General features: G+C 72.0%; 21 protein-coding genes. 15 read left to right on the top strand and 6 right to left on the bottom strand.

The features are described 5' to 3' along the window. The first annotated feature begins 29 nt into the window (after positions 1-29). From NOO62_RS10310 to NOO62_RS10300, 3 genes are all read left to right on the top strand, one after another. Positions 30-1,982 (top strand): TerD family protein, encoded by a 1,953-nt coding sequence (locus NOO62_RS10310; RefSeq protein WP_268770581.1) that lies wholly within the window; start codon positions 30-32, stop codon positions 1,980-1,982. Between the two features lie 251 nt (positions 1,983-2,233). After that, positions 2,234-3,232, top strand: coding sequence for a TerC family protein (locus NOO62_RS10305; protein WP_268770580.1), 999 nt, complete (start codon positions 2,234-2,236; stop codon positions 3,230-3,232). Positions 3,233-3,307: 75 nt separating this feature from the next. Further along, positions 3,308-4,408 (top strand): calcium:proton antiporter, encoded by a 1,101-nt coding sequence (locus NOO62_RS10300; RefSeq protein ID WP_268770579.1) that lies wholly within the window; start codon positions 3,308-3,310, stop codon positions 4,406-4,408. Here NOO62_RS10300 and NOO62_RS10295 read toward each other — a convergent pair. Next, entirely contained in the window at positions 4,398-5,690 is a 1,293-nt protein-coding gene (locus NOO62_RS10295) for an MFS transporter (protein WP_268770578.1), read from the bottom strand. The two genes, NOO62_RS10300 and NOO62_RS10295, sit on opposite strands and share 11 nt — an antisense overlap. Before the next feature lie 134 nt (positions 5,691-5,824). Between NOO62_RS10295 and aroQ the strand changes: the two genes are divergently transcribed. Further along, positions 5,825-6,295: a type II 3-dehydroquinate dehydratase gene (gene aroQ, locus NOO62_RS10290; protein ID WP_268770577.1), complete on the top strand. Its 471-nt coding sequence runs from the start codon at positions 5,825-5,827 to the stop codon at positions 6,293-6,295. Between the two features lie 16 nt (positions 6,296-6,311). On the opposite strand, the gene NOO62_RS10285 is transcribed toward aroQ, so the two are convergent. Further along, positions 6,312-6,968: an MBL fold metallo-hydrolase gene (locus NOO62_RS10285; protein WP_268770576.1), complete on the bottom strand. Its 657-nt coding sequence runs from the start codon at positions 6,966-6,968 to the stop codon at positions 6,312-6,314. Positions 6,969-6,978: 10 nt separating this feature from the next. Beyond that, the gene (locus NOO62_RS10280; protein ID WP_268770575.1) at positions 6,979-7,662 is read right to left on the bottom strand and encodes a maleylpyruvate isomerase family mycothiol-dependent enzyme; all 684 of its coding nucleotides are present in this window, start codon (positions 7,660-7,662) and stop codon (positions 6,979-6,981) included. 230 nt (positions 7,663-7,892) lie between these two features. Here NOO62_RS10280 and uvrA point away from each other — a divergent pair, with 230 nt between their 5' ends. Beyond that, positions 7,893-11,063: an excinuclease ABC subunit UvrA gene (gene uvrA / locus NOO62_RS10275; protein ID WP_268770574.1), complete on the top strand. Its 3,171-nt coding sequence runs from the start codon at positions 7,893-7,895 to the stop codon at positions 11,061-11,063. Positions 11,064-11,235: 172 nt separating this feature from the next. Then, on the top strand, positions 11,236-12,000 hold the full coding sequence (locus NOO62_RS10270) for a crotonase/enoyl-CoA hydratase family protein (RefSeq protein ID WP_268770573.1): 765 nt from the start codon (positions 11,236-11,238) through the stop codon (positions 11,998-12,000). Positions 12,001-12,048: 48 nt separating this feature from the next. Here the strand turns inward: NOO62_RS10270 and NOO62_RS10265 are convergent, their stop codons facing one another. Beyond that, entirely contained in the window at positions 12,049-12,993 is a 945-nt protein-coding gene (locus NOO62_RS10265; RefSeq protein WP_268770572.1) for a carbohydrate kinase family protein, read from the bottom strand. 177 nt (positions 12,994-13,170) lie between these two features. Between NOO62_RS10265 and NOO62_RS10260 the strand changes: the two genes are divergently transcribed. Next, entirely contained in the window at positions 13,171-13,596 is a 426-nt protein-coding gene (locus NOO62_RS10260; RefSeq protein WP_268770571.1) for a Rieske (2Fe-2S) protein, read from the top strand. Positions 13,597-13,620: 24 nt separating this feature from the next. Here the strand turns inward: NOO62_RS10260 and NOO62_RS10255 are convergent, their stop codons facing one another. Next, positions 13,621-14,580, bottom strand: a complete 960-nt coding sequence (locus NOO62_RS10255) for a hypothetical protein (RefSeq protein WP_268770570.1) — start codon at positions 14,578-14,580, stop codon at positions 13,621-13,623. 225 nt (positions 14,581-14,805) lie between these two features. Between NOO62_RS10255 and NOO62_RS10250 the strand changes: the two genes are divergently transcribed. Together NOO62_RS10250 and NOO62_RS10245 are read left to right on the top strand one after the other, a co-directional pair. Further along, positions 14,806-15,474: a papain-like cysteine protease family protein gene (locus NOO62_RS10250; RefSeq protein WP_268770569.1), complete on the top strand. Its 669-nt coding sequence runs from the start codon at positions 14,806-14,808 to the stop codon at positions 15,472-15,474. A gap of 5 nt (positions 15,475-15,479) precedes the next feature. Further along, positions 15,480-16,316, top strand: a complete 837-nt coding sequence (locus NOO62_RS10245) for a hypothetical protein (RefSeq protein WP_268770568.1) — start codon at positions 15,480-15,482, stop codon at positions 16,314-16,316. Positions 16,317-16,370: 54 nt separating this feature from the next. Here NOO62_RS10245 and NOO62_RS10240 read toward each other — a convergent pair whose 3' ends face one another. After that, positions 16,371-17,318: a L,D-transpeptidase gene (locus NOO62_RS10240; protein WP_268770567.1), complete on the bottom strand. Its 948-nt coding sequence runs from the start codon at positions 17,316-17,318 to the stop codon at positions 16,371-16,373. A gap of 125 nt (positions 17,319-17,443) precedes the next feature. On the opposite strand from NOO62_RS10240, the gene NOO62_RS10235 reads away from it, so the two are divergent. The 6 genes from NOO62_RS10235 to whiA are packed head-to-tail and all read left to right on the top strand — an operon-like array spanning position 17,444 to position 23,699. Then, a complete protein-coding gene (locus tag NOO62_RS10235) occupies positions 17,444-18,016 on the top strand; it encodes a SigE family RNA polymerase sigma factor (RefSeq protein ID WP_268770566.1) in 573 nt (190 codons plus the stop codon). Beyond that, on the top strand, positions 18,006-18,635 hold the full coding sequence (locus tag NOO62_RS10230; RefSeq protein ID WP_268770565.1) for a L,D-transpeptidase: 630 nt from the start codon (positions 18,006-18,008) through the stop codon (positions 18,633-18,635). Before NOO62_RS10235 ends, NOO62_RS10230 begins: the two co-directional genes overlap by 11 nt. A gap of 36 nt (positions 18,636-18,671) precedes the next feature. Next, entirely contained in the window at positions 18,672-20,768 is a 2,097-nt protein-coding gene (gene uvrC, locus NOO62_RS10225) for an excinuclease ABC subunit UvrC (protein WP_268770564.1), read from the top strand. Continuing rightward, positions 20,765-21,700, top strand: a complete 936-nt coding sequence (gene rapZ, locus NOO62_RS10220; protein ID WP_268770561.1) for an RNase adapter RapZ — start codon at positions 20,765-20,767, stop codon at positions 21,698-21,700. Before uvrC ends, rapZ begins: the two co-directional genes overlap by 4 nt. Then, on the top strand, positions 21,697-22,719 hold the full coding sequence (locus NOO62_RS10215) for a gluconeogenesis factor YvcK family protein (RefSeq protein WP_268770560.1): 1,023 nt from the start codon (positions 21,697-21,699) through the stop codon (positions 22,717-22,719). Before rapZ ends, NOO62_RS10215 begins: the two co-directional genes overlap by 4 nt. After that, the gene (whiA, locus tag NOO62_RS10210; protein WP_055566779.1) at positions 22,710-23,699 is read left to right on the top strand and encodes a DNA-binding protein WhiA; all 990 of its coding nucleotides are present in this window, start codon (positions 22,710-22,712) and stop codon (positions 23,697-23,699) included. The genes NOO62_RS10215 and whiA overlap by 10 nt, the downstream gene beginning before the upstream one ends. The last annotated feature ends 93 nt before the right edge of the window (positions 23,700-23,792 follow it).

Raw genomic sequence — 23,792 nt, 5'->3', positions numbered from 1 at the left:
ATCCGTACGTACGAGGGGGAACGAACGCGATGACGGCCGAGCTGGTGCGGGGGCAGAACCACCCGCTTCCCGGGACCCGCCTGGAGATCCGCGTGTCGGCAGGCCGACCCGTCGTCGCGGGCGCCACGCTCGGCGACGACCGGGGCCGGGTCCACGGCGTGGAATGGGTGGCCCACCCCGGCTCGCCCACCCTCCCCGGCCTCGAGGTGTCCAAACAGGCGGCCGCCGACCACCGCCTCGCCGTCGACCTCGGCGCACTCCAGGACACCGTTCACCGCGTCAGCGTGCTGCTCGCGCTGCCCGTCGGCGTCGAGGGCCCGGCCACTTTCCGCGCCCTCGCCGCCCCCTTCGTCGCGGTCACCGGACTCGACGGCACCGAGATCGCCAGCTACACCCTCACCGATCTGGACGCCGAGTCCGCCGTCGTCGCCCTGGAGCTCTACCGCCGCCAGGGCGCCTGGAAGGTCCGCGCCGTCGGCCAGGGGTACGCGGGCGGCCTCGCCGACATGCTCACCGACCAGGGCCTGCCGGAGGCCCGCGAGCTGGCCGCCGCGATCAACGAAGCGGTGGCCCAGGGCCTGGCCCGCTCCGTGGCCGCTCCGCCGCCCCGCCCCGCCGACGGCACCCGCGTGCGCACCGCGTCCCAGGGCCAGGACGGCCACCCCGCCCCGCCGCCCGAGGACCGCCCCGACGTCGCACAGGCCCGCCCCGCACGGCAGCCGGGCGACGACACCCCCCTCGCCCCCGCCGACCGGCCGAGCGGCGGCCCCGTCAACTACGCGCACCCGAGCCGCCGGACCACCGCACCCCCGCCGCCCGCGCCCACCGTGCCCCCGGCCCGCCCCGGCGAGCCCGCCCGGCCGGTAGCGGGCGACGCCACCGGCTGGTCCATGGAGGAGCGGCTCTACAACCAGGTGTGGGGCATGTTCGAGGACCTGGCCCGCACCACGGCGGCGTACCGCAGCGCCGTCGACTTCGCCGACTCCCGCATGGAGCAGGAGCTCGACAAGGTCCTCTCCGACCCGCGCGGCCGCATCGGCGGCGCCGGTGACGCCGCGCGCGAGAGCGCCCGCGCCAAACACGCCGACCTCGTCGCCCGGGCCAGGGCCGCCCTCGACCGCGACCTGGCCCAGCTCGCCGCCGAGGCCGAGGTCGTCGAGCCCGCCCTGCCCCCGGCGTACGCGTCGTGGAGCAGCCCCGCCTGGCACGCGTACCGCGCGCCGATGGAGATCCCCATGGCGCTGCGTCTCGGCGACCTCCACCTGCCCGAGCGCGTCGACCTGCGGATCCCGATGCTCGTGCGGCTGCCCCTGGAGCGCGGCCTGTGGATCGACAGCGGCAAGGCCCTGACCAACACCTTCACGGACTCCGCCGAGCTGCGCAGGCTGGCCATGGACACCGCCGTCGCGCACGCGGCGCGGCTCCTCGCGGCCTATCCGGCGGGCGAGTTCCAGGTGCACGTCATCGACGCGGCGGGCGCCGCCGCCGCCTCGCTCGCCCCGCTGGTGACGGCCGGTGTGCTCGCCGGGCCGCCCGCCACCGGGGCGGCCGGTGTCGCGGACGTCCTCGGCGGGCTCACGCAGCGCGTGGACCTGGTCCAGATGGCCGTTCGAGGGGCCGCCGCCGACGCGCTGCCGCCGGACCTGGACATCGCCGAGCAGCTCCTGATCGTCAACGACTTCCCGCACGGCTTCGACGATCGCGCCGTGACCCAGCTGCGCTACCTCGCGGACGAGGGCCCGGCCGTCGGCGTCCACCTGATGATGGTCGCCGACCGCGAGGACGCCGCCGCGTACGGCCCGCTGCTCGACCCCCTGTGGCGTGCGCTGCTGCGGCTGACGCCGGTGCCCGACGACCACCTCGCCGACCCCTGGGTCGGGCACACGTGGACGTACGACCCGCCGGTGATCCCGTCGAACAGCCAGATCCTGCGGCAGCTCCTCGACCGGGTCGCCACGGCCCGACGCACCGGCGGACGTTGACGCCAAAGCGACTTTTGTACCGCCCTGACCAGGGCTTTTGGCTCTTGTTTGCCGTCTCCTTTACCAATGCTTGGTACTTCGCGTACGCTTCTACCTGCGGAGGGGAGTACTCCCGGCTGCGACGTACCCGTCAATACGGACCGCCATCGGTCCCGGGGCGTCGGCCCGACACATGGCGGCAACCGCCTCGGGTGGAAGAGACCTCCGGCAGCGACGACGCTGATCAGTAGCCGTACGACGCCGGAGGCGCAGTGGACGTTTCAATGACCCTGTGGGTAACGACCGTTCTCGGTCTGTGTGCCCTGATCGCGGTCGACTTCTTCATCGGGCGCAAGCCCCATGACGTGTCGATCAAGGAAGCCGGAATCTGGACGGTCGTCTGGATCGTCCTCGCGGCGCTCTTCGGACTCGGCCTGCTCCTCGCGGGCGAGAGCCAGGCGTCCGGCGAGTTCTTCGCCGGCTTCATCACCGAGAAGTCCCTCTCCGTGGACAACCTCTTCGTCTTCATCCTGATCATGGCGAAGTTCTCGGTCCCCTCCCACCTGCAACAGCGCGTGCTGCTGTTCGGCGTGCTGATCGCCCTGGTCCTGCGAGCGATCTTCATCGCCGCCGGCGCCGCGGTCATCGCCAACTTCTCGTGGGTCTTCTACATCTTCGGCGCGTTCCTCATCTACACCGCCTGGAAGCTCATCCAGGAGGCCCGCGCCGACGACGAGGAAGAGGACTGGGAGGAGAACCGCCTCCTGAAGTCCATCGAGAAGAAGTTCGGCGTCTCGGACCGGTACGAGGGCACGAAGCTGTTCATCAGGAAGAACGGCAAGAAGATCATGACGCCGCTCATGGTCGTCATGCTCGCCATCGGCACCACCGACGTGCTCTTCGCGATGGACTCCATCCCGGCGATCTTCGGCCTCACCCAGGACCCGTACATCGTCTTCACCGCCAACGCCTTCGCCCTGATGGGCCTCCGCCAGCTGTACTTCCTCATCGGCGGACTCCTCAGGAAGCTGGTCCACCTCAGCTACGGCCTGTCGGTGATCCTCGGCTTCATCGGCGTGAAGCTCGTCCTGCACGCCCTGCACGAGAACGGGGTGCACGTCCCCGAGATCTCCATCCCCGTCTCGCTGGGCGTCATCTGCGGCGTCCTGGTGATCACCACGATCACCAGCCTCATCGCCTCCAAGAAGCAGGAGCAGCAGGCGGCCGCCGAGGGCGGCGACGACGCCCGCAAGGACAGCGTCGAGGCCTGACGGCACCCCTCCCGCCCGGTACCGGGCGGGAGGCACCGAGTAGCGGCACCAGAGCGCCCGGGGCAGCATCGAGTCATGGTCACTCGGCTCCGGGCGCTCGGCACGCAGTGGACGGCCGTGGTGCCGGTCCTCGCCATCGTTCTCCTCGCCCTCACCTGGGGGCGGAACCTGCCCGGCGTGGTGGTCGCCGTGGTGACGCTGGTCCTCGCCGGGGCGGTGCTCGCCGCCGTCCACCACGCCGAGGTCATCGCGCACCGCGTCGGTGAACCCTTCGGCTCGCTCGTCCTCGCGGTCGCCGTCACCATCATCGAGGTGGCGCTGATCGTCACCCTCATGGCCGACGGCGGCGACAAGAGCTCCACGCTCGCGCGGGACACCGTCTTCGCCGCCGTGATGATCACCTGCAACGGCATCGTCGGACTCTGCCTCCTGGTGGGCGCGCTCCGGCACCGCGTCGCCGTCTTCAACCCCGAGGGCACCGGCGCCGCCCTCGCCACCGTCGCGACGCTCGCCACGCTCTGCCTGGTCCTGCCGACGTTCACCACCACCAAGCAGGGCCCCGAGTTCTCCACGGCCCAGCTCACCTTCGCCGCGATCGCCTCGATCGTCCTCTACGGCATCTTCGTGACCACCCAGACCGTGCGGCACCGCGAGTACTTCCTGCCTCTGACCGAGCAGGGCGAGGTCATCGACACCGACGGCCACGCCAAGGGCCCCTCCTCCAAGGCGGCGATGGTGAGCCTGGGGCTGCTCGGGCTCGCGCTGATCGGGGTGGTCGGCCTGGCCAAGGGCGTGTCCCCGACGATCGAGTCGGGCGTGGAGAGCGCCGGCATGCCGCACGCCGTCGTCGGTGTGATCATCGCGCTGCTCGTACTGCTTCCCGAGACCATCGCGGCCGTGCGCGCCGCCCGCCGCGACCGCGTCCAGACCAGCCTGAACCTCGCCCTCGGCTCGGCGATGGCCAGCATCGGGCTGACCATCCCGGCCGTCGCCGTCGCCTCCGTATGGCTGTCGGGACCGCTCGTGCTGGGGCTGAGCTCGACCCACATGGTGCTGCTCGCGCTCACTGTGATCGTCGGAACGCTCACGGTCGTCCCCGGACGCGCCACACCGCTGCAGGGCGGCGTCCATCTGGTGCTGTTCGCGGCGTTCCTGGAGCTCGCCGTCACCCCGTAGCGGCAGCCGGATCGGGGACCGTAGCGGGGCGGGTCTCCGGCAGCAGCGCGAAGCAGCCGAGGCTCAGCAGAGCGATGCCCGTCAGATACGCGGCCACGCCCCACGGCGTCCCGCCCCCCTGCGCCGCCGCCGTCGCCACGATCGGGGTGAGCGCGCCCCCGACCACCCCGCCGAGGTTGTAGCCGACCGCCGCGCCCGTGCAGCGCATCCGGGGCTCGTACAGCTCCGGCAGATACGCGCCGATCACCGCGAACATCGAAATGAACGCCAGCATCGCCACCAGGAACCCGGTGAACATCAGCAGCGGCTGCCCGGTCGAGAGCAGCGCGATCATCGGGAACATCCACAGGGCCGTCGCGGCGCACCCGAACAGGCACAGCGGCCGCCGCCCGTAACGGTCGCCGAGCACGGCGACCACCGGTGTCAGGGCGCCCTTGACCACCACCACGGCCATGATGCAGCCGAGCATGACGGTACGGCTCACGCCGAGTTCCTCCACGCCGTACGAGAGTGACCAGGTCGTCACGGCGTAGAACACCGCATAGCCGACCGCGAGCGCGCCCGCCGTCAGCAGGACGAGCCGCCAGTGCCCGCGCACCACTTCGGCGAGCGGCACGCGCGCGTGCTCGCGCACGCCCAGGAAGTCCGGGCTCTCGGCGAGCGAGCTGCGCAGTGCGAGGCCCACCGCCACGAGCAGCCCCGCGATCCAGAACGGCACCCGCCACCCCCAGGCCGCGAACTGCGCCTCGGTGAGCGTGGCGGACAGGGCCAGCATGATGCCGTTGGCCAGCAGGAACCCGACCGACGGGCCGACCTGCGGAAAGCTCGCCCACAGTCCGCGCCGCTCGGGCGGCGCGTGCTCCGCGGTCAGCAGCACGGCGCCGCCCCACTCGCCCCCGAGCCCGAGGCCCTGCAGAAAGCGCAGGACGAGGAGCAGTACGGGGGCGGCGATCCCGATCGATTCGTATGTGGGGACGCAGCCGACGGCGACCGTGGCGACGCCGGTGAGGAGCAGCGACGCGATGAGGACGGGGCGCCGCCCGCGCCGGTCACCGATGTGCCCGAAGAGGACGGAGCCCAGCGGGCGCGCGACGAACCCCACTCCGAAGGTCGCGAAGGCGGCGAGGGTTCCGGCGAGTGGCGAGAAGGTGGGGAAGAACAGCGGTCCCAGGACCAGTGCCGCCGCCGTGCCGTAGATGAAGAAGTCGTAGAACTCGATGGCGGTCCCGGCGAGCGAGGCGGCCGCGAGGCGCGGCAGTGAGGGTGGTGCGGTTCGGTGCATGCCGCGTCAACTACCCATAGTGATGAGCTGTAACGCTTCGCGATCGAGTCTGGGATGTCCGCCCTCCTCCCGTGCGCGTGGGGCCCGAGTTGCACGGCCTCCCGCGCGCGTGGGGGGCGTGATAGACCTCCCCTATGACGCGCAGCCTCGCCACCGCCCCGATCATGATCCTGAACGGCCCGAACCTGAACCTCCTGGGCCGCCGCCAGCCCGAGATCTACGGCACGGACACCCTCGCCGACGTCGAGGCGCTGTGCGCCGAGGCGGCGGCCGCGCACGGCGGGACCGTGGACCTGCGACAGAGCAACCACGAGGGCGAGTTGGTGGACTGGATCCACGAGGCGCGCGAGCACCACGCGGGCATCGTCATCAATCCCGCGGCGTACTCCCACACGTCCGTCGCGATCCTGGACGCCCTCAACACCTGTGACGGCGTGCCCGTGGTGGAGGTGCACATCTCCAACATCCACCAGCGCGAGGCGTTCCGGCACCACAGCTACGTCTCGCAGCGCGCCGACGGCGTCATCGCGGGATGCGGTGTGCAGGGGTACGCGTTCGCGGTGGAGCGGGTGGCGGCGCTGGTGTCCGCCGCCGGTCAGGCGTGACGCGTACCCCTCGGGCTCACCAGCCCCGCGCGCGCCACTCGGCGAGGTGCGGACGCTCGGCGCCGAGCGTCGTGTCGCCGCCGTGGCCGGGGTAGACCCACGTCTCGTCGGGCAGCGCCCCGAAGATCTTCGTCTCCACGTCGTCGATGAGGCTCGCGAAGGCGTTCGGGTCCTTCCACGTGTTGCCGACGCCGCCCGGGAAGAGGCAGTCGCCGGTGAACACGTGCGGGTGGCCGTGCGGGTCGTCGTAGACCAGCGCGATCGAGCCCGGGGTGTGGCCCACCAGGTGCCGCGCGGTCAGCGTGACGCGGCCGACCGTGATCGTGTCGCCGTCGTCGACCAGGACGTCCGTCGGGACGGGGATGCCCGTGGCGTCCTCCCGGCCCGCGTACGTCCGCGCCCGCGTGGCCCCGACGACGGCCGCGAGGGCCTGCCAGTGGTCGCCGTGCTGATGCGTGGTGACGACGGACGCGATGCCGTCGTCACCGATCAGCGTCAGCAGCGTCTCGGCGTCGTTCGCCGCGTCGATCAGCAGCTGCTCGCCGGTGGCCCGGCAGCGCAACAGGTAGGCGTTGTTGTCCATCGGCCCGACCGCGACCTTCGAAATCATCAGGTCCGGCAGCTCGTGCACATCCGCGGGCCCGCCGACCTTCACCGCTCCGCTGTACGTCATGTGCGCCAGCCTATAGCGGGGGCAGGGCGGGCAGGAGGCCCCCTTCGGCCGTGAGCGCGGTGCCGTCGCGGCGGCCCGCCAGCCAGCCGACCACGTCGGGCGCGGACCCGGAGACGGTGACTTCGGGACTGCCCTCCCGGCCGGTGCTCCACGCGTGCGTGCCGTCCTTGATCAAGGTGGGCGGGACGTCGGGGTTCCCCGAGAAGCGTGCCGTCAGGAACGCGATCTCCCGCCGCACGAACTCCGCGGGCAGGTCCTCGAGCTCGTACCCGATGCCGAGGTCGACGTGGTGCAGCTCGACCTCGACCCAGCGCCGGAAGGGCACCCGCGCCGCCGCGTCCGTGACGCCGTTGCGGAGCTCAACGGTGCGGGACCAGTCGGCGTCCCGCTCGCCCTCGGCGAGGAAGCGGGCGCCGCTCTCGCGCACGTCCTCCAGCTGCGCGTCCAGCGGCCGCGGGGCGTCCCGCTCGATGTCCGCGTCCCGGGCCTGCGCGCTCTCGTACATCGGCCGCCCGGTGAGGACGTTCACCAGCGCGTCCGCGTTCCGCGCGAGGTGGGCGAGGACGTGGCCGCGGCTCCAGCCGGGGAGCCGTGACGGCTCGGCAGTCGAATCGTTGTTCAGTTTCGCCGCTGCGCTGAGCAGCCGGTCGGTCGCGTCACGTACAGACGCCAGGTCGCGCACATGATCAATCATGCGGTCGACGATAGCTGCGCCACACGTTCGGGTGAAGGGCTCTCGGTCCGGCCGCAAATCGAATACGCGTGCTATATGGTCGAGTGTGGCATCGGGCATTCTTGAAGGTCCGGGTTTGTTGTGCCTGTGGAACCAGGGAAGCGGCCCGGCGTTGTCAGTGGCTCGCCCTAGTCTGTGAATGACGGGGGTTCTGCCCCCTGTCTCTTCTCTCTAGAAAGGTGCGGACCGGCGTGGCCGACCGTCTCATCGTCCGTGGCGCGCGCGAGCACAATCTCAAGAACGTCTCGCTCGACCTCCCGCGTGACTCACTCATCGTCTTCACCGGACTCTCCGGGTCGGGCAAGTCCTCGCTCGCGTTCGACACGATCTTCGCCGAGGGTCAGCGGAGGTACGTGGAGTCCCTCTCCTCGTACGCCCGGCAGTTCCTCGGCCAGATGGACAAGCCGGACGTCGACTTCATCGAGGGCCTCTCGCCCGCGGTCTCCATCGACCAGAAGTCGACATCGCGCAACCCGCGCTCCACGGTCGGCACGATCACCGAGGTGTACGACTACCTGCGCCTGCTCTTCGCGCGCATCGGGAAGCCGCACTGCCCCGAGTGCGGCCGCCCGATCTCCCGGCAGTCGCCGCAGGCCATCGTCGACAAGGTCCTCGAGCTGCCCGAAGGCAGCCGCTTCCAGGTCCTGTCCCCGCTGGTGCGCGAGCGCAAGGGCGAGTTCGTCGACCTCTTCGCCGACCTCCAGACGAAGGGGTACTCCCGCGCGCGGGTCGACGGCGAGACGATCCAGCTCTCCGAGCCGCCCACGCTCAAGAAGCAGGAGAAGCACACCATCGAGGTGGTCGTCGACCGCCTCACGGTGAAGGACTCCGCCAAGCGCCGCCTGACCGACTCCGTGGAGACCGCCCTCGGCCTCTCCGGCGGCATGGTCGTGCTCGACTTCGTCGACCTCGCGGAGGACGACCCCGAGCGCGAGCGGATGTACTCGGAGCACCTCTACTGCCCGTACGACGACCTGTCCTTCGAAGAGCTGGAGCCCCGCTCCTTCTCCTTCAACTCGCCCTTCGGCGCCTGCCCGGACTGCACCGGCATCGGCACGCGCATGGAGGTCGACCCGGAGCTGATCGTCCCGGACGAGGACAAGTCCCTCGACGAGGGCGCCATCCACCCCTGGTCGCACGGCCACACCAAGGAATACTTCGGCCGGCTCGTCGGAGCCCTCGCCGACGCCCTCGGCTTCTCCACCGACATGCCCTGGGCCGGACTCCCGCAGCGCGCCAAGAAGGCCCTCCTCAACGGCCACAAGACGCAGATCGAGGTCCGCTACCGCAACCGGTACGGCCGCGAGCGGGTCTACACCACCGCCTTCGAAGGCGCCGTCCCCTTCGTCAAGCGCCGCCACAGCGAAGCCGAGAGCGACGCAAGCCGCGAGCGCTTCGAGGGGTACATGCGCGAGGTGCCCTGCCCCACCTGTGAGGGCACCCGCCTCAAGCCGATCGTCTTGGCCGTCACGGTCATGGGGAAGTCCATCGCCGAGGTCTCCGCGATGTCCATCAGCGACTGCGCGGACTTCCTCGCCGAGCTGAAGCTGGGCGCCCGCGACAAGAAGATCGCCGAGCGGGTCCTCAAGGAGGTCAACGAACGCCTGCGGTTCCTGGTCGACGTCGGCCTGGACTACCTCTCGCTGAACCGCGCCGCGGGCACCCTCTCCGGAGGCGAGGCCCAGCGCATCCGTCTGGCCACCCAGATCGGCTCCGGTCTGGTCGGTGTTCTCTACGTCCTGGACGAGCCGTCGATCGGCCTCCACCAGCGCGACAACCACCGCCTGATCGAGACCCTCGTCCGCCTGCGCGACATGGGCAACACCCTCATCGTCGTCGAGCACGACGAGGACACGATCAAGGTCGCCGACTGGGTCGTCGACATCGGCCCCGGCGCGGGCGAGCACGGCGGCAAGGTCGTGCACAGCGGCTCCATGAAGGAGCTGCTCGACAACGACAAGTCGATCACCGGGCAGTACCTGTCGGGCAAGAAGGCCATCCCGGTGCCGGACGTGCGCCGCCCGGCCGACCCGTCCCGGCAGCTCACGGTGCACGGCGCCCGCGAGAACAACCTCCAGGACATCGACGTCTCCTTCCCGCTCGGCGTCCTGACCGCCGTCACGGGTGTCTCGGGCTCGGGCAAGTCGACGCTCGTGAACGACATCCTGTACACGCACCTGGCCCGCGAGCTGAACGGCGCCCGGTCCGTCCCCGGCCGCCACACGCGCGTGGAGGGCGACGATCAGGTCGACAAGGTCGTGCACGTCGACCAGTCGCCCATCGGCCGCACCCCGCGGTCGAACCCGGCGACGTACACCGGAGTCTTCGACCACGTCCGCAGGCTCTTCGCGGAGACCACGGAGGCGAAGGTCCGGGGCTACCTGCCCGGCCGCTTCTCCTTCAACGTCAAGGGCGGCCGCTGCGAGAACTGCTCCGGCGACGGCACGATCAAGATCGAGATGAACTTCCTCCCGGACGTGTACGTGCCGTGCGAGGTCTGCCACGGCGCGCGCTACAACCGCGAGACGCTGGACGTGCACTACAAGGGCAAGTCCATCGCCGAGGTCCTCGACATGCCCATCGAGGAGGCGCTCGGCTTCTTCGAGGCCGTCCCCGCCATCGCCCGCCACCTGAGGACGCTCCACGACGTCGGTCTCGGGTACGTGCGCCTCGGGCAGTCGGCGCCGACGCTCTCCGGAGGCGAGGCCCAGCGCGTGAAGCTGGCGTCCGAACTCCAGAAGCGGTCGACGGGCCGGACCGTGTACGTCCTGGACGAGCCGACCACCGGTCTGCACTTCGAGGACATCAGCAAGCTGATCACGGTCCTCTCCGGCCTGGTCGACAAGGGCAACACGGTCATCGTCATCGAGCACAACCTCGACGTGATCAAGACGGCCGACTGGGTCGTCGACATGGGCCCCGAGGGCGGCAACGGCGGCGGTCTGGTCGTCGCCGAAGGCACGCCCGAGGAGGTCGCGGGCGTCCCGGCCAGCCACACCGGCAAGTTCCTGCGGGACATCATCGCGGCGGACCGGATCAGCGACGCGGTGCCCTCACGGGGGCGCGGAGCGGCGAAGAAGGCTCCCGCCAAGAAGTCCGCCGCGAAGAAGTCGGCAGCCAAGAAGGTGGTGGCGGCGAGCGCCGAGGGCACGCGGAAGACGGCGGCCAAGGCGGCCGTGAACGTGGGCGCCGCCAGGGGCACGGTGGCCAAGAAGGCTGCCGCCGCCGAGAAGGCGAGCGCCGCCAAGAAGGCCGCCGTCACCAAGAAGACCGCCGCCACGAAGTCGGCCGCCTCCGCCAAGGAGACCGGCGCCGCCAAGAAGACGGCCGCGAAGAAGACGACGCGGGCCCGCAAGGCCTGACCGGTAGGGGGCCCGGCCGGTAGCGCTCCGCCCTCCGCGGGCCGCCCCCGGCCGACGCTCCCGTACGACGCGCCCCGCCCCTCACCAGGGACGGGGCGCGTCGTCGTACGCGGGGGAGTGGCGGCCCGAACACACCTTGTCCGGCGCCCCGTTCCCATGGTCGGCTTGCACCATGCCCGTACGCAGCGAACGCGCAGGCCCCGTCACCACCATCGTCCTGTCCCGCCCTGCCGCGCGGAACGCCGTCGACGGGCCCACCGCCCGCGCCCTCGCCGACGCCTTCCGCGACTTCGACGCCGACCCGCACGCCTCCGTCGCCGTGCTGTGGGGCGAGGGCGGCACCTTCTGCGCGGGCGCGGACCTCAAGGCCATCGGCACCCCCGACGGCAACGAGGTCACGCAGGACGGGGACGGGCCCATGGGTCCCACCCGGATGCGCCTGACGAAGCCGGTCATCGCGGCGATCTCCGGCCACGCCGTCGCGGGCGGCCTCGAACTCGCCCTCTGGTGCGACCTGCGCGTCGCCGACGAGGACGCCGTCCTCGGCGTGTTCTGCCGACGCTGGGGCGTCCCGCTCATCGACGGCGGGACGGTGCGGCTGCCCCGGCTGATCGGCGAGGGCCGCGCCCTGGACCTGATCCTGACCGGTCGCCCGGTGGGCGCCGCGGAAGCGCTCGGCATGGGTCTGGTCAACCGGACCGTGCCCCCGGGCACCTCACGCGCCGCGGCCGAGCGCCTCGCCGCCGAGATCGCCGCGTTCCCGCAGACCTGCATGCGGCGCGACCGGCTCTCCGTCCTCGAACAGAGCGGCCGGCCGGAGGAGGAGGCGATGGCGGGCGAGTTGAACCATGGCCTGCACTCCCTGGCCGAGGCGGCACAAGGGGCGGCACGGTTCGCGGCGGGGGCGGGGCGGCACGGGGCGTTCAACGGGCGCTGACGGACGCGGCCGCCGGCGGCCGACCGGGTGCCGCTCAGCTCTTCGCGCTCAGGCCAGTTCCGCCGCGTACGGAGGCTCCGCGCCCGCCCGGGAACACGTGAGCGCCGCCGCGCGCGCCGCGAACCGCAGCACGTCGGTCCAGCCCTCCGCGCCGAGACCGGCGAGCGCCCCGTCCGACAGCGCGTCCCGCGCGCGCAGGCCGTGCAGCAGCGCCGCGTTGACCGTGTCACCCGCGCCGATCGTGTCGACCACGTCGACCTTCTCGCCCGGCACGCGCAGCTCCGTACCGTCCCGCGTGTACAGCGAAAGACCGTCCCCGCCGCGCGTGACCACCACGGCCGCGGGCCCGGCGGCCAGCCACTCGTGCGGGGTGCCGCCGAGCCAGTCGGCGTCCTCCTGCGACAGCTTGAGCAGTGTCACCGACGGCAGCCAGCTCTTGAAGCGCGCGCGGTAGGCGTCCGCGTCGGGGATCAGACCCGCGCGTACGTTCGGGTCGAGCGCCGTGCAGACGCCGTCCGCCGCCGCCCGCCGCATCAGCTCCTCGTACGCGCTCGCGCCCGGCTCCAGGACGAGCGAGCAGGTGCCGAACGACATCGCCCGCACCCCGTCGGGGAGCAGGTCGGGCGCTGCGAAGAGCCGGTCGGCCGTGCCCTCGACGTAGAAGGAGTAGCCCGCCGAGCCGTCCGCGCCGATCGAGGCGACGGCGAGCGTCGTCGGCTCCGGGCCGCGCTGCACGGGCGTCACGTCGACACCGGCCGAGCGCAGGCCGTCCAGCAGCGCCTCGCCGAACGCGTCCCGGGAGACGCGCGAGCAGAAGGCCACGGGGGAGCCGAGCCTGCCGAGCGCCACGGCGGTGTTGTACGGGCCGCCACCGAGGCGCGGCGCGAGCGCGGGCAGCCCCGCGCCGCCGTCCGCACCGGCCTGCGGTGTGCTCTCCGGTTCCCCGTCCTGCGGTACGAGGTCGATCAGGGCCTCTCCTGCGACGACAATCACGGGTCATTCCTCTCGGGCACCGTCCGGGTGGGCTCGCCGCGCCCAGGCTAGGCCGTGCGCGGCGCCGCGTGCGGGACCGGGCAGGACTCGGGCACGGTCGTGCCCGACCCGGTCGGGGCGCGGTGCACCGGTATGGTCTGATCCGTCACCGATGCCCTCCTGACCTGTGGAGACACCATGTCCGGCACCCCCCACGCCCGCCGTACCGTGCTGCGGGCCGCCGCTCTCGTCCCGGCCGTCGGACTCGGGCTCACCGCCTGCTCGTCCGGCGACGGGTCGAACCGGTCGGCGCCGACGGCGCCGGTGGACCTCGGGAAGGCCGACGACGTGAAGGTGGGCGCCTCGAAGCTGTACAAGGACAGCAACGTCGTCGTCAGCCGGATCTCCGACGACGAGTACAAGGCGTACAGCACGATCTGCACCCACGCGCGCTGCCCCATCCAGAACCTGGAGGGGCACAAGCTGATCTGTCAGTGCCACGGCAGCGAGTTCGACGCCACCAACGGCAAGGTGCTGCACGAGCCGGCCGTCGAGCCGCTCCCCGAGGTGCCGGTGAAGGTGGCGAACGGCAAGATCATCGCGGGTCCGGCGAAGAAGGCCTGAGAAGCCCCGGCGACCGTTCGGACCTCACTCCCAGTCCCACGCGATCCCCAGGATCCCCGCCCGTACCTGCGGCTCGACCATGTGCACCGACCGGTGGCTGCCGCTCAGCGTCAGCTCCTGGCGGCCGCCGCGCGGGGCCGCCGCCGAGTGCTGGGTGAAGCGGTGGCAGCGTACGGGCAGAGCCGTGTCGTCGTACCGGATCTGCAACGCGTACTGCCCGCCCGCGTAGGTGAAGCCGCGCATGTACTCGGTGGCGGCTCCGGCCGTGCCGTCCTCGAAGCCGTAGCCGAACAGATGCGTGTCGCCCGCGCGCAGCCGGGCGTCGAAGAGCAGCTCGGCGACGAGCACCCCCGTGCTCTTGTGCCAGCGCACCCTCCCCGTGCGGCAGTTCTCCAGGGCGAGCACCCGGACGCGGTCGGGGGCGCACCCGGGATCGCCGTGGTGGATGGCCACATAGCGGTCCACGCCGTCCCGGTGGGCGCGCACGACATGCTGCGACTCGCGGCCGAGCAGCTCGCGTTCCGCGCCGATCCGCACCCGTTCGTGGTGGCCGATGGTGTGCAGGCCGCCGTCGACCGGCGAGCCGAGGTCGGTCAGGAGGGACCGCAGCACGTCGGACGCCTCCACCAGGGAGCGGTACGAGCGGGCGGCGGGGCGGGCCCGGTCCGCGCGCTCCGCCGGCCGTACGAGCAGCCGGATCAGTGACTCCTCAGGGAGTTGGAGGATCTCCTCCAGGGCGCGTACGGCGCGCAGGGATTCGGGGCGCTGCGGTCTGCGGGCGCCCTGCTGCCAGTAACTGAGGCTCGTCACCCCCACGTTGACGCCGTGCCGGACCAGATGGTGGCGTATGCGTTGCAGGGGCAGCCGCCGCGCGGCGATGGCGGTGCGCAGCGCGAGGTGGAAGGGGCCGGTGCGCAGGGCGGCCTCCAGGTCCGCGGGCGCCTCGGGCCCGGGTTCCGCCGCGAGTGGTGTGCCGTGCCGCAAGACGGGTCCTCCTGTGAACGTTCACATCTGCCGTTCCGGCGTTCGCGCCGGTGGGGGCGGGCTGCCAGGTGGACGCACGGCCCGCGTTCACATCCGTACGCCGCCGTTCACGGCCCAAGTAATTCCGCATTGAAGCGTGTTGACCTGCACCCGACAACACTTGATGCTCAATCGCAGCGTCCGGACGCGCTCCTCCACACCCCACCCCCGCACGGGAGGAATGCGATGCGCTCACCACTCAGCAGGAGCGGCGGCGCCGGCAGGCAGAGACGCCTGTCCGCGCTCGCCGTCATATCGGCGGCCCTGTTCGCCGCGCCGGTGGCCACGGCCACGGCAGCCCCGCTCCACCCCGCCCCCGCCCCGGCGGCCACCGGCACCGTCATCGACCAGGGGGCCGCCGACCCGTCCGTCCTCGCCGCCAAGCGGCTGAACATCACCATGCAGGCCCAGCAGAAGACCAACTGGTGCTGGGCCGCGGGCGGCAACACCATCGCGACCTACATGGGCCGCAACTACAGCCAGAACCAGTTCTGCAACGCCGCCTTCGGGCGCAGCCAGAACACCGAGTGCCCCAACAACCAGGCCACCCTCGGCAACGTGCAGAGCGGCCTGCGCTGGGCGGGCATCAACTCCGGTTCGTACGTCACCGGATGGCTGCGCTATCCGACCGTGAAGGCCGAGATCGACGCGGGCCGCCCGATGGAGACCCGCATCCAGTGGTCCAACGGTGGCGGCCACATGCACGTCCTCTACGGCTACGACGACGCGAGCAGCTGGGTCTACTGGGGCGATCCCTGGCCCTCCAACGACCGCTACAACTGGGCCTCGCATGCCTGGTACGTCGACAACAACACGTTCTCCTGGACCCACTCGCTCTACCGGATCGGGGCGTGAGAACGATGACCCGTCACCTTCCCCGCCCCCTGCCCGGCCGGCTCGTGAGGGCCGCGCTCGCGGGCACCGCCGCCACTCTGCTCCTCGGCCTCGCCGCCCCCGCGGCCTCCGCCGACACCAGCCCCGCCGCGCCGTCCGCCGCGTCCAGGGACGCCGCGCACCGGGCGGCCGAGGCACCGAAGAACCTCGACACGCTCTCCCGCTTCTTCGCCAGGGAGGGAGCGGTCACCAAGGCCGCCGCCGCCCCGCGCGTCGAGGGCAGGGCCGTGCCCGTGTACTACCTCTCGCCGGACTTCGTCGCGGGCAAGAAGGACGCGCCCATCGCCCGCCTGCAGTTCCTCGCCAGCAAGGCGGTCTCCTCCGACGGCCAGGAGGCGTCCCTCTGGACCGTCCGGCAGGGCGGTGCCTGGCAGGTCGTGAACATCGCCACGGGCGACGACGAGACCCACTACGCGCGCGTGGGCGAGAAGAAGGCCTCCGGAGGCACCGTCTTCCACGAGCCGCAGATCAACGCCTGGTACGTCCTCCACGGCCGGGACGATGCCCACGCGCGCGTGCTGCCCCTCGACAAGGACGCGATACGCGCCGTGGGCGCGCGGGGCACCTCGGTCGCCGCCTACCGCGAGCGCGTGCGGAAGGCGTACGCCGACAAGCTGCCCGGCTCCGCGTACGAGAAGTCGGGCAAGGCGGGCGGCTACGACGAGCCCGCGCCGGGACCGAGGACGGACGACGGCGGTCCGGTCACGGTCGCCTCGTCGCTCGCGGGCGCGGGGGCCCTGGTCGCCCTCGGCCTCTCCGGAGCGGCGCTCGCCCGGCGCCGCGGCGCACGCCGGCGGGGCTGACCCGGGGGAGCGGCGGCCGGGACGCCGGCCGCCGCTCCACACCCCACCGCGTCCTCAGTCCAGCGCGCTGCCCGCCCGCCACTGCTTCCAGTCCACGTTCCAGGCCCCGTACCCGTTGCCCGTCGCCACGGTCTCCTTGGAGCCGACGACCCGCACGATGTCGCCGGGAATGACCTCTCCGTAGAAGCGCCGCGCGGTCCCGTCGGTGGCCAGGCCTATGCAGCCGTGCGTGACGTTGCTCTCCCCGGCGGTGGCGTTCGCGTTCGGGTTCTCGTGCAGGTACGTGCCCGAAGTCGTCAGGTGCACCGCGTAGTTGTAGTAGTCCTTGTAGGCCTTTCCGTAGCCCACGGTCCTGGAGTCCATGAGGACGCGGGACTGCTTGTCGAGGACGACCATCGTGCCGTTCCAGGTGTCCATCCCCGGGGCGCCCGCGGTCACCTTCACCACGCGCGTCCCGCCGTCCTTCACCACCTTCATGGTGTGCGTCCGCACGTCCACCGTGGCGACGAGCGAACGGCCCACCTCGAACGTCCGGGTGGTCCCGGAGCCCGCACGGACGGTGACCTTCGTACCGGGCTTCCACGGCTCGCGCGGCCGGTAGTCGACGCGCTGGCCGTCGTGCAGGTTGCGGTCCTTCACCCAGCTCCACGACCCCGTCACGCCGGGGTTCGCCGCCACCTTCAGGCGCCGCTCGACCGCGGCCCGCTCCGCCTCCGGCACCGGGCGGTCGAAGGTGAGCGATATCGGCATGCCTACGCCGACGGTCTGGCCGTCCGAGACGTTGACCCGCACGTTCTTGAGCGCGGCGGGGTCCGGAGCGGGCTTCTTCGTGGGCTCCTGCCGCGCGGCCGCGCGGTCTGCCGCGGTCGGCGCGACCTTCGGGCCGGACGCCCGCCCCTCGTCCGCCCCGCCCTGCGCGGAGCAGCCCGCGAGCGCGAGCGAACAGAGCACCGCGGCGCTCCACGCGCGCGTGGCGCGCCTCGTCGTCATTCCTGTGGTCATCGGTCCCCCTGGGCTGTGTTTCGATATACGCGACCTGTACGCACGGGCGATGCGGCGGGTTGCACGCGAGGTGCGGGAAATTTCGGAACACGTGATCCGGCGGGGCCGGACGGGGGCGCGGGGGCATGACGGAGGACGAGTTCGACGCGTTCTACGCCGCCGCCTTCCCGCGTCTGGTCGGCCAGTTGTACGCGCTGACCGGTGACCACGGCGAGGCGCAGGACGTCGTACAGGAGGCGTTCGTACGGGCCTGGGACCGCCGTCGGAGTTTCCTCGCCGACGAGGCCCCCGAGGCGTGGATCCGTACCGTCGCCATGCGCCTCGCGGTGAGCCGCTGGCGCCGGGCCCGTCGCTGGCTCGACCTCGTGCGCAAGAACCCGCCCGCCGATCGCGTCCCCGGCCCGGGCCCCGAACGCACCGCTCTGGTGCAGGCGCTGCGCACCCTCCCTGAGGCGCAGCGCACGGCCGTCGTCCTGCACCATCTGTGCGACCTGAGTGTCGAGCAGGTAGCCTCCGAGACCGGCTCGCCCGTCGGGACGGTCAAGGCCCGCCTCTCGCGCGGCCGGGCAGCGCTCGCCGCGCAGTTGTCCGCCGAGCCGGACACGGAGCCGGACGCCGGGCCGGACGGACGGGACACGAGCGGCGTACGCGACGACGGCGACGGGCAGAGCGCGAAGGAGAGTGGCCGTGTCCGATGACCTGACCTCCGCGCTCCGTGACCTGGCGGCCGACCACGCGACGCCGCCCCCCGTGCCCGGTGCCGAGATCCGCCGCCGGGCCGTGGTGCGCGGACGCCGCCGCCGCGCCGCGGCCGCGGGAGTGACCCTCGCCACGGCAGCCGTGGCCGTGACCGTCGTCGCCGGGCTCGTGTCCGGCTCCGACGACGGCCCGCGGCCCCACAGGAAGCCCGCCCCCGTCGCCACGGACAGCGCCCGCGAGCCCGCCGCCACCGTCGACCTGTCCCGGCGCCGCATGACGCTCGACGGCCGGGAGCTGCCCGTCTCCGCGGGCACCGCCGCGCACCCCACGCCCACCGGCCGCATGACGGTCGTCGCCACGTACCCCGAGAAGCGCATGACGGCGGGGAACGTGGGCCTCGACACGTACGACCTGACGCTGCCCTGGGTCGTCGAACTGCGCACCCCCGACGGCGGCACCAACTACGTCGTCGCACTGACCTACAACGAGAAGGCGCCGGGCGACATGGACGTCACCAAGGGCTGGATCGGCCTGCGCGAGGACGACGCCCGCACGTTCCACGACAGCGTCGAACCCGGCGACGTGATCACCGTCCGCACCGGGCGCCCCGCTCGCTGACCCGTACTGTCGGTGGCCGCCAGTAGGCTGTCCGACATGGCCGACCCTTCCAGCTACCGCCCCAAGCCGGGACAGATCCCCGACGCCCCGGGGGTCTACAAATTCCGCGACGAGCACCGCCGGGTGATCTACGTCGGGAAGGCCAAGAGCCTGCGCCAGCGCCTGGCGAACTACTTCCAGGACCTGGCGGGGCTCCACCCGCGGACCCGCTCCATGGTGACGACGGCCGCCTCCGTCGAGTGGACGGTGGTCAGCAACGAGGTCGAGGCGCTCCAGCTGGAGTACACCTGGATCAAGGAGTTCGACCCCCGCTTCAACGTCAAGTACCGCGACGACAAGAGCTATCCGTACCTCGCGGTGACGATGAACGAGCAGTTCCCGCGCGTGCAGGTGATGCGCGGCGCCAAGAAGAAGGGCGTGCGCTACTTCGGGCCCTACGGCCACGCGTGGGCGATCCGCGACACCGTCGACCTCCTCCTGCGCGCCTTCCCGGTCCGTACGTGCTCCGCGGGCGTCTTCAAGAACGCCGCCCGCACCGGCCGCCCCTGTCTGCTCGGGTACATCGACAAGTGCTCGGCGCCCTGCGTGGAGCGCATCACGCCCGAGGACCACCGTGAACTCGCCGAGGACTTCTGCGACTTCATGGGGGGCCGCACGGGCACGTACATCCGCCGTCTGGAGCGCCGGATGACGGACGCGGCCGAGGAGATGGAGTACGAGCGGGCGGGACGCCTGCGCGACGACATCGAGGCCCTCAAGAAGGCCATGGAGAAGAGCGCCGTCGTCCTCGCCGACGCCACCGACGCCGACCTCATCGCCCTCGCCGAGGACGAGCTGGAGGCCGCCGTGCAGATCTTCCACGTCCGCGGCGGGCGCGTGCGCGGACAGCGCGGCTGGGTCACCGACAAGGTCGAGGCGGTCACCAGCGGCGACCTCGTCGAGCACGCCCTCCAGCAGCTGTACGGCGAGGAGCGCGGCGACGCCGTGCCCAAGGAGGTGCTCGTCCCCGCGCTGCCCGACCCCATAGAGCCCGTCCAGGAGTGGCTGACCGAGCGCCGCGGCGCCAACGTCTCGCTGCGCATCCCGCAGCGCGGCGACAAGAAGGCCCTCATGGAGACCGTCGCGCGCAACGCACAGCAGTCCCTCGTCCTGCACAAGACCAAGCGCGCCTCCGACCTCACGACGCGCTCGCGCGCCTTGGAGGAGATCGCCGCCGCCCTGGAGCTGGACAGCGTCCCGCTGCGCGTCGAGTGCTACGACATCTCGCACCTCCAGGGCGACGACGTCGTGGCGTCGATGGTCGTCTTCGAGGACGGCCTCGCCAGGAAGAGCGAGTACCGCCGCTTCCAGATAAAGGGCTTCGAGGGCCAGGACGACGTCCGCTCCATGCACGAGGTGATCACGCGCCGCTTCAAGCGCTATCTCGCCGAGAAGGAGCGGAGCGGCGAGTGGGTCGACGAGGAGACCGGTGAGGTCGCCGACCTCGGGCCCACGGAGGAGGACGGCCGCCCCAAGCGGTTCGCGTATCCGCCGCAGCTCGTCGTGGTCGACGGTGGGCAGCCGCAGGTCGCGGCCGCCAAGAGGGCCCTGGACGAGCTGGGGATCGACGACATCGCGGTGTGCGGCCTCGCCAAGCGCCTGGAGGAGGTCTGGGTCCCCGACGAGGACGACCCGGTCATCCTGCCGCGCACGAGCGAGGGCCTGTATCTGCTCCAGCGGGTCCGTGACGAGGCCCACCGCTTCGCGATCACCTACCAGCGGACCAAGCGGGCCAAGCGCTTCAAGGCCGGGCCGCTGGACGAGGTGCGCGGCCTCGGTGAGGCCAGGAAACGGACGGTGATCAAGCACTTCGGTTCGGTGAAGCGGCTGCGGTCCGCGACGATCGACCAGATCTGCGAGGTCCCGGGAGTGGGCCGCAAGACGGCCGAAGCCATCGCGGTGGCCCTCGCCCAGGCGGCACCCGCCGCCCCCGCGGTCAACATGACCACCGGAGAGATCCTGGACGACGACGAGCCGATCGCCGTGGCCGAAGAGGACCGGGTGCCGCCCGTCGAGGCCGCGTCCGGGGAGAATGAGAGCGGGGAGCCCGTGTCCGCGGGCACCCCGGAAGAACGACGGGGGCAGAAGACATGACCGAGCACGACGAAGGTGGAGAGCAAGTGAGTGCGGGCACGCCCATGGAGACGCCGGCCGTCCCGGACGCCGCGATTCCCGAGCTGGTGATCATCTCGGGCATGTCCGGCGCCGGACGCAGCACCGCGGCGAAGTGCCTGGAGGACCTCGGCTGGTTCGTGGTCGACAACCTGCCGCCCGCGCTGATCCCCACGATGGTGGAGCTCGGCGCCCGCTCGCAGGGCAACGTCGCCCGCATCGCGGTCGTCGTCGACGTGCGGGGCAGGCGGTTCTTCGACAACCTCCGCGAGTCCCTCGCCGAGCTGGAGTCGAAGAACGTCACCCGGCGCATCGTCTTCCTGGAGTCCTCCGACGAGGCCCTGGTCCGCCGCTTCGAATCGGTCCGCCGCCCGCACCCGCTGCAGGGCGACGGCCGCATCGTCGACGGCATCGCCGCCGAGCGCGACCTGCTGCGCGAGCTGCGCGGCGACGCCGACCTGGTCATCGACACCTCCAGCCTGAACGTCCACGAGCTGCGGGCCAAGATGGACGCCTCGTTCGCGGGCGAGGAGGAGCCCGAGCTGCGGGCCACCGTCATGTCCTTCGGCTTCAAGTACGGCCTGCCGGTCGACGCCGACCTGGTCGTTGACATGCGCTTCCTGCCGAACCCCCACTGGGTCCCCGAACTGCGCCAGTACACCGGCCTCAACGAGGAGGTGGCGGCGTACGTCTTCAACCAGCCCGGCGCCAAGGAGTTCCTCGACAGGTACGCGGAGATGCTCCAGCTCATCGCCGCGGGCTACCGCCGCGAGGGCAAGCGCTACGTGACGATCGCGGTCGGCTGCACCGGCGGCAAGCACCGCTCCGTCGCCATGTCGGAGAAGCTCGCGGCACGCCTGGTGTCCGAGGGCGTGGAGACGGTCATCGTCCACCGGGACATGGGGCGCGAATGACCCCGAACCGCCGGAGCGTCCGCCTGAGCAGGCTGGGCCGCAAGCGGGGTACCCAGCCCAAGGTGGTCGCCCTCGGCGGTGGCATGGGCCTGTCCGCCTCGCTCGCCGCGCTGCGCCGCATCACCGGAGCCGGTGACCTCACCGCCGTCGTCACGGTCGCCGACGACGGCGGCTCCAGCGGCCGGCTCCGCGACGAGCTGGGCGTGCTGCCGCCCGGCGACCTGCGCAAGGCACTCGCCGCGCTCTGCGGCGACGACGACTGGGGCCAGACCTGGTCCCGCGTCATCCAGCACCGCTTCCAGTCCAAGGGTGACCTGCACGAACACGCGGTCGGCAATCTGCTGATCGTCGCCCTGTGGGAGCAGCTCGGCGACCACGTCCAGGCGCTCGACCTGGTCGGCAGGCTGCTCGGCGCGCAGGGCCGCGTGCTGCCCATGTCGGCCGTGCCGCTGGAGCTCCAGGCCCTGGTCAAGGGCCACGACCCGGAGCGCCCGGACGACGTGGACACCGTGCGCGGGCAGGCCACGGTCGCCCTCACGCCCGGCGAGGTCCAGTCCGTGCACGTCGTCCCGCACGACCCGCCGGCCGTCCCCGAAGCGGTCGCCGCCGTGCTCGACGCGGACTGGGTCGTCCTCGGTCCTGGCTCCTGGTTCTCCTCGGTGATCCCGCACCTGCTGGTCCCCGAACTGTTCGACGCGCTCACCGAGACGAAGGCCCGCAAGGTCCTCTCACTCAACCTCGCGCCGCAACCGGGAGAAACCGAGGGGTTCTCTCCGCAGCGTCATTTGGAGGTTTTGGCCCGACACGCCCCTAAACTCGCCCTGGACGTGGTGCTGGCCGACGAGGCCGCCGTGCCCGACCGTGAGTCACTGACCGATGCCGCCAAGCGGCTCGGTGCCACGGTCGAGCTGGCGCCGGTGGCCCGGCCCGACGGGACTCCGAGGCACGACCCGGAGCTCCTGGCAGCCGCGTACGACCGTATTTTTCGGATGCATGGAAGGATCGGCCCATGGCGATGACGGCAGCGGTGAAGGACGAGATCTCCCGGCTCCCCGTCACCCGGACCTGCTGCAGAAAAGCAGAGGTGTCGGCGATCCTGCGGTTCGCGGGCGGCCTTCACCTGGTGAGCGGCCGCATCGTGATCGAGGCGGAGCTGGACACCGCGATGGCCGCCCGGCGGCTCAAGCGGGACATCCTGGAGATCTTCGGGCACAGCTCGGAGCTGATCGTGATGGCCCCCGGCGGCCTCCGGCGCGGCTCGCGGTACGTGGTCCGGGTCGTCGCGGGCGGCGACCAGCTGGCCCGCCAGACGGGCCTCGTCGACGGCCGCGGCCGTCCCATCCGGGGCCTGCCGCCACAGGTGGTCTCGGGGGCCACCTGCGACGCGGAGGCGGCCTGGCGCGGCGCGTTCCTCGCCCACGGCTCGCTGACCGAGCCCGGCCGCTCCTCCTCCCTGGAGGTGACCTGCCCGGGCCCCGAGGCCGCGCTCGCGCTGGTCGGCGCCGCGCGCAGGCTGCAGATCGCGAGCAAGGCCCGCGAGGTGCGGGGCGTGGACCGCGTGGTCGTACGCGACGGAGACGCGATCGGCGCGCTGCTCACCCGTCTGGGGGCACACGAATCGGTGCTCGCCTGGGAGGAGCGGCGGATGCGCCGCGAGGTGCGGGCCACCGCCAACCGCCTCGCCAACTTCGACGACGCGAACCTGCGCCGCTCGGCCCGCGCGGCCGTCGCGGCGGGTGCCCGCGTGCAGCGCGCCCTGGAGATCCTCGGCGACGAGGTGCCTGAGCACCTCGCGGCCGCCGGACGCCTGCGCATGGAGCACAAGCAGGCCTCCCTCGAGGAGCTGGGTGCGCTCGCCGACCCGGTGCTGACGAAGGACGCCGTCGCGGGCCGCATCCGCCGCCTGCTCGCCATGGCCGACAAGCGCGCCCAGGACCTGGGCATCGCGGGTACGGAGTCCAATCTGAGCGAGGAGCTCGCGGACAACATGGCGGTCTGACCCGCCGCTCCCGTACGTCCCGCCAGCCGCTGGTGTCCCACAGGGCACCAGCGGCTTACGCATGCCCGCCCGCACTCCCGAAGGGCTCCTTCA

The sequence above is a fragment of the Streptomyces sp. Je 1-369 genome, assembly GCF_026810505.1.
Classification (GTDB): Bacteria; Actinomycetota; Actinomycetes; order Streptomycetales; family Streptomycetaceae; genus Streptomyces.
The sequence above is the reverse complement of the archived record's forward strand: the minus strand, read 5'-3'. Positions and strand labels throughout refer to the sequence as shown.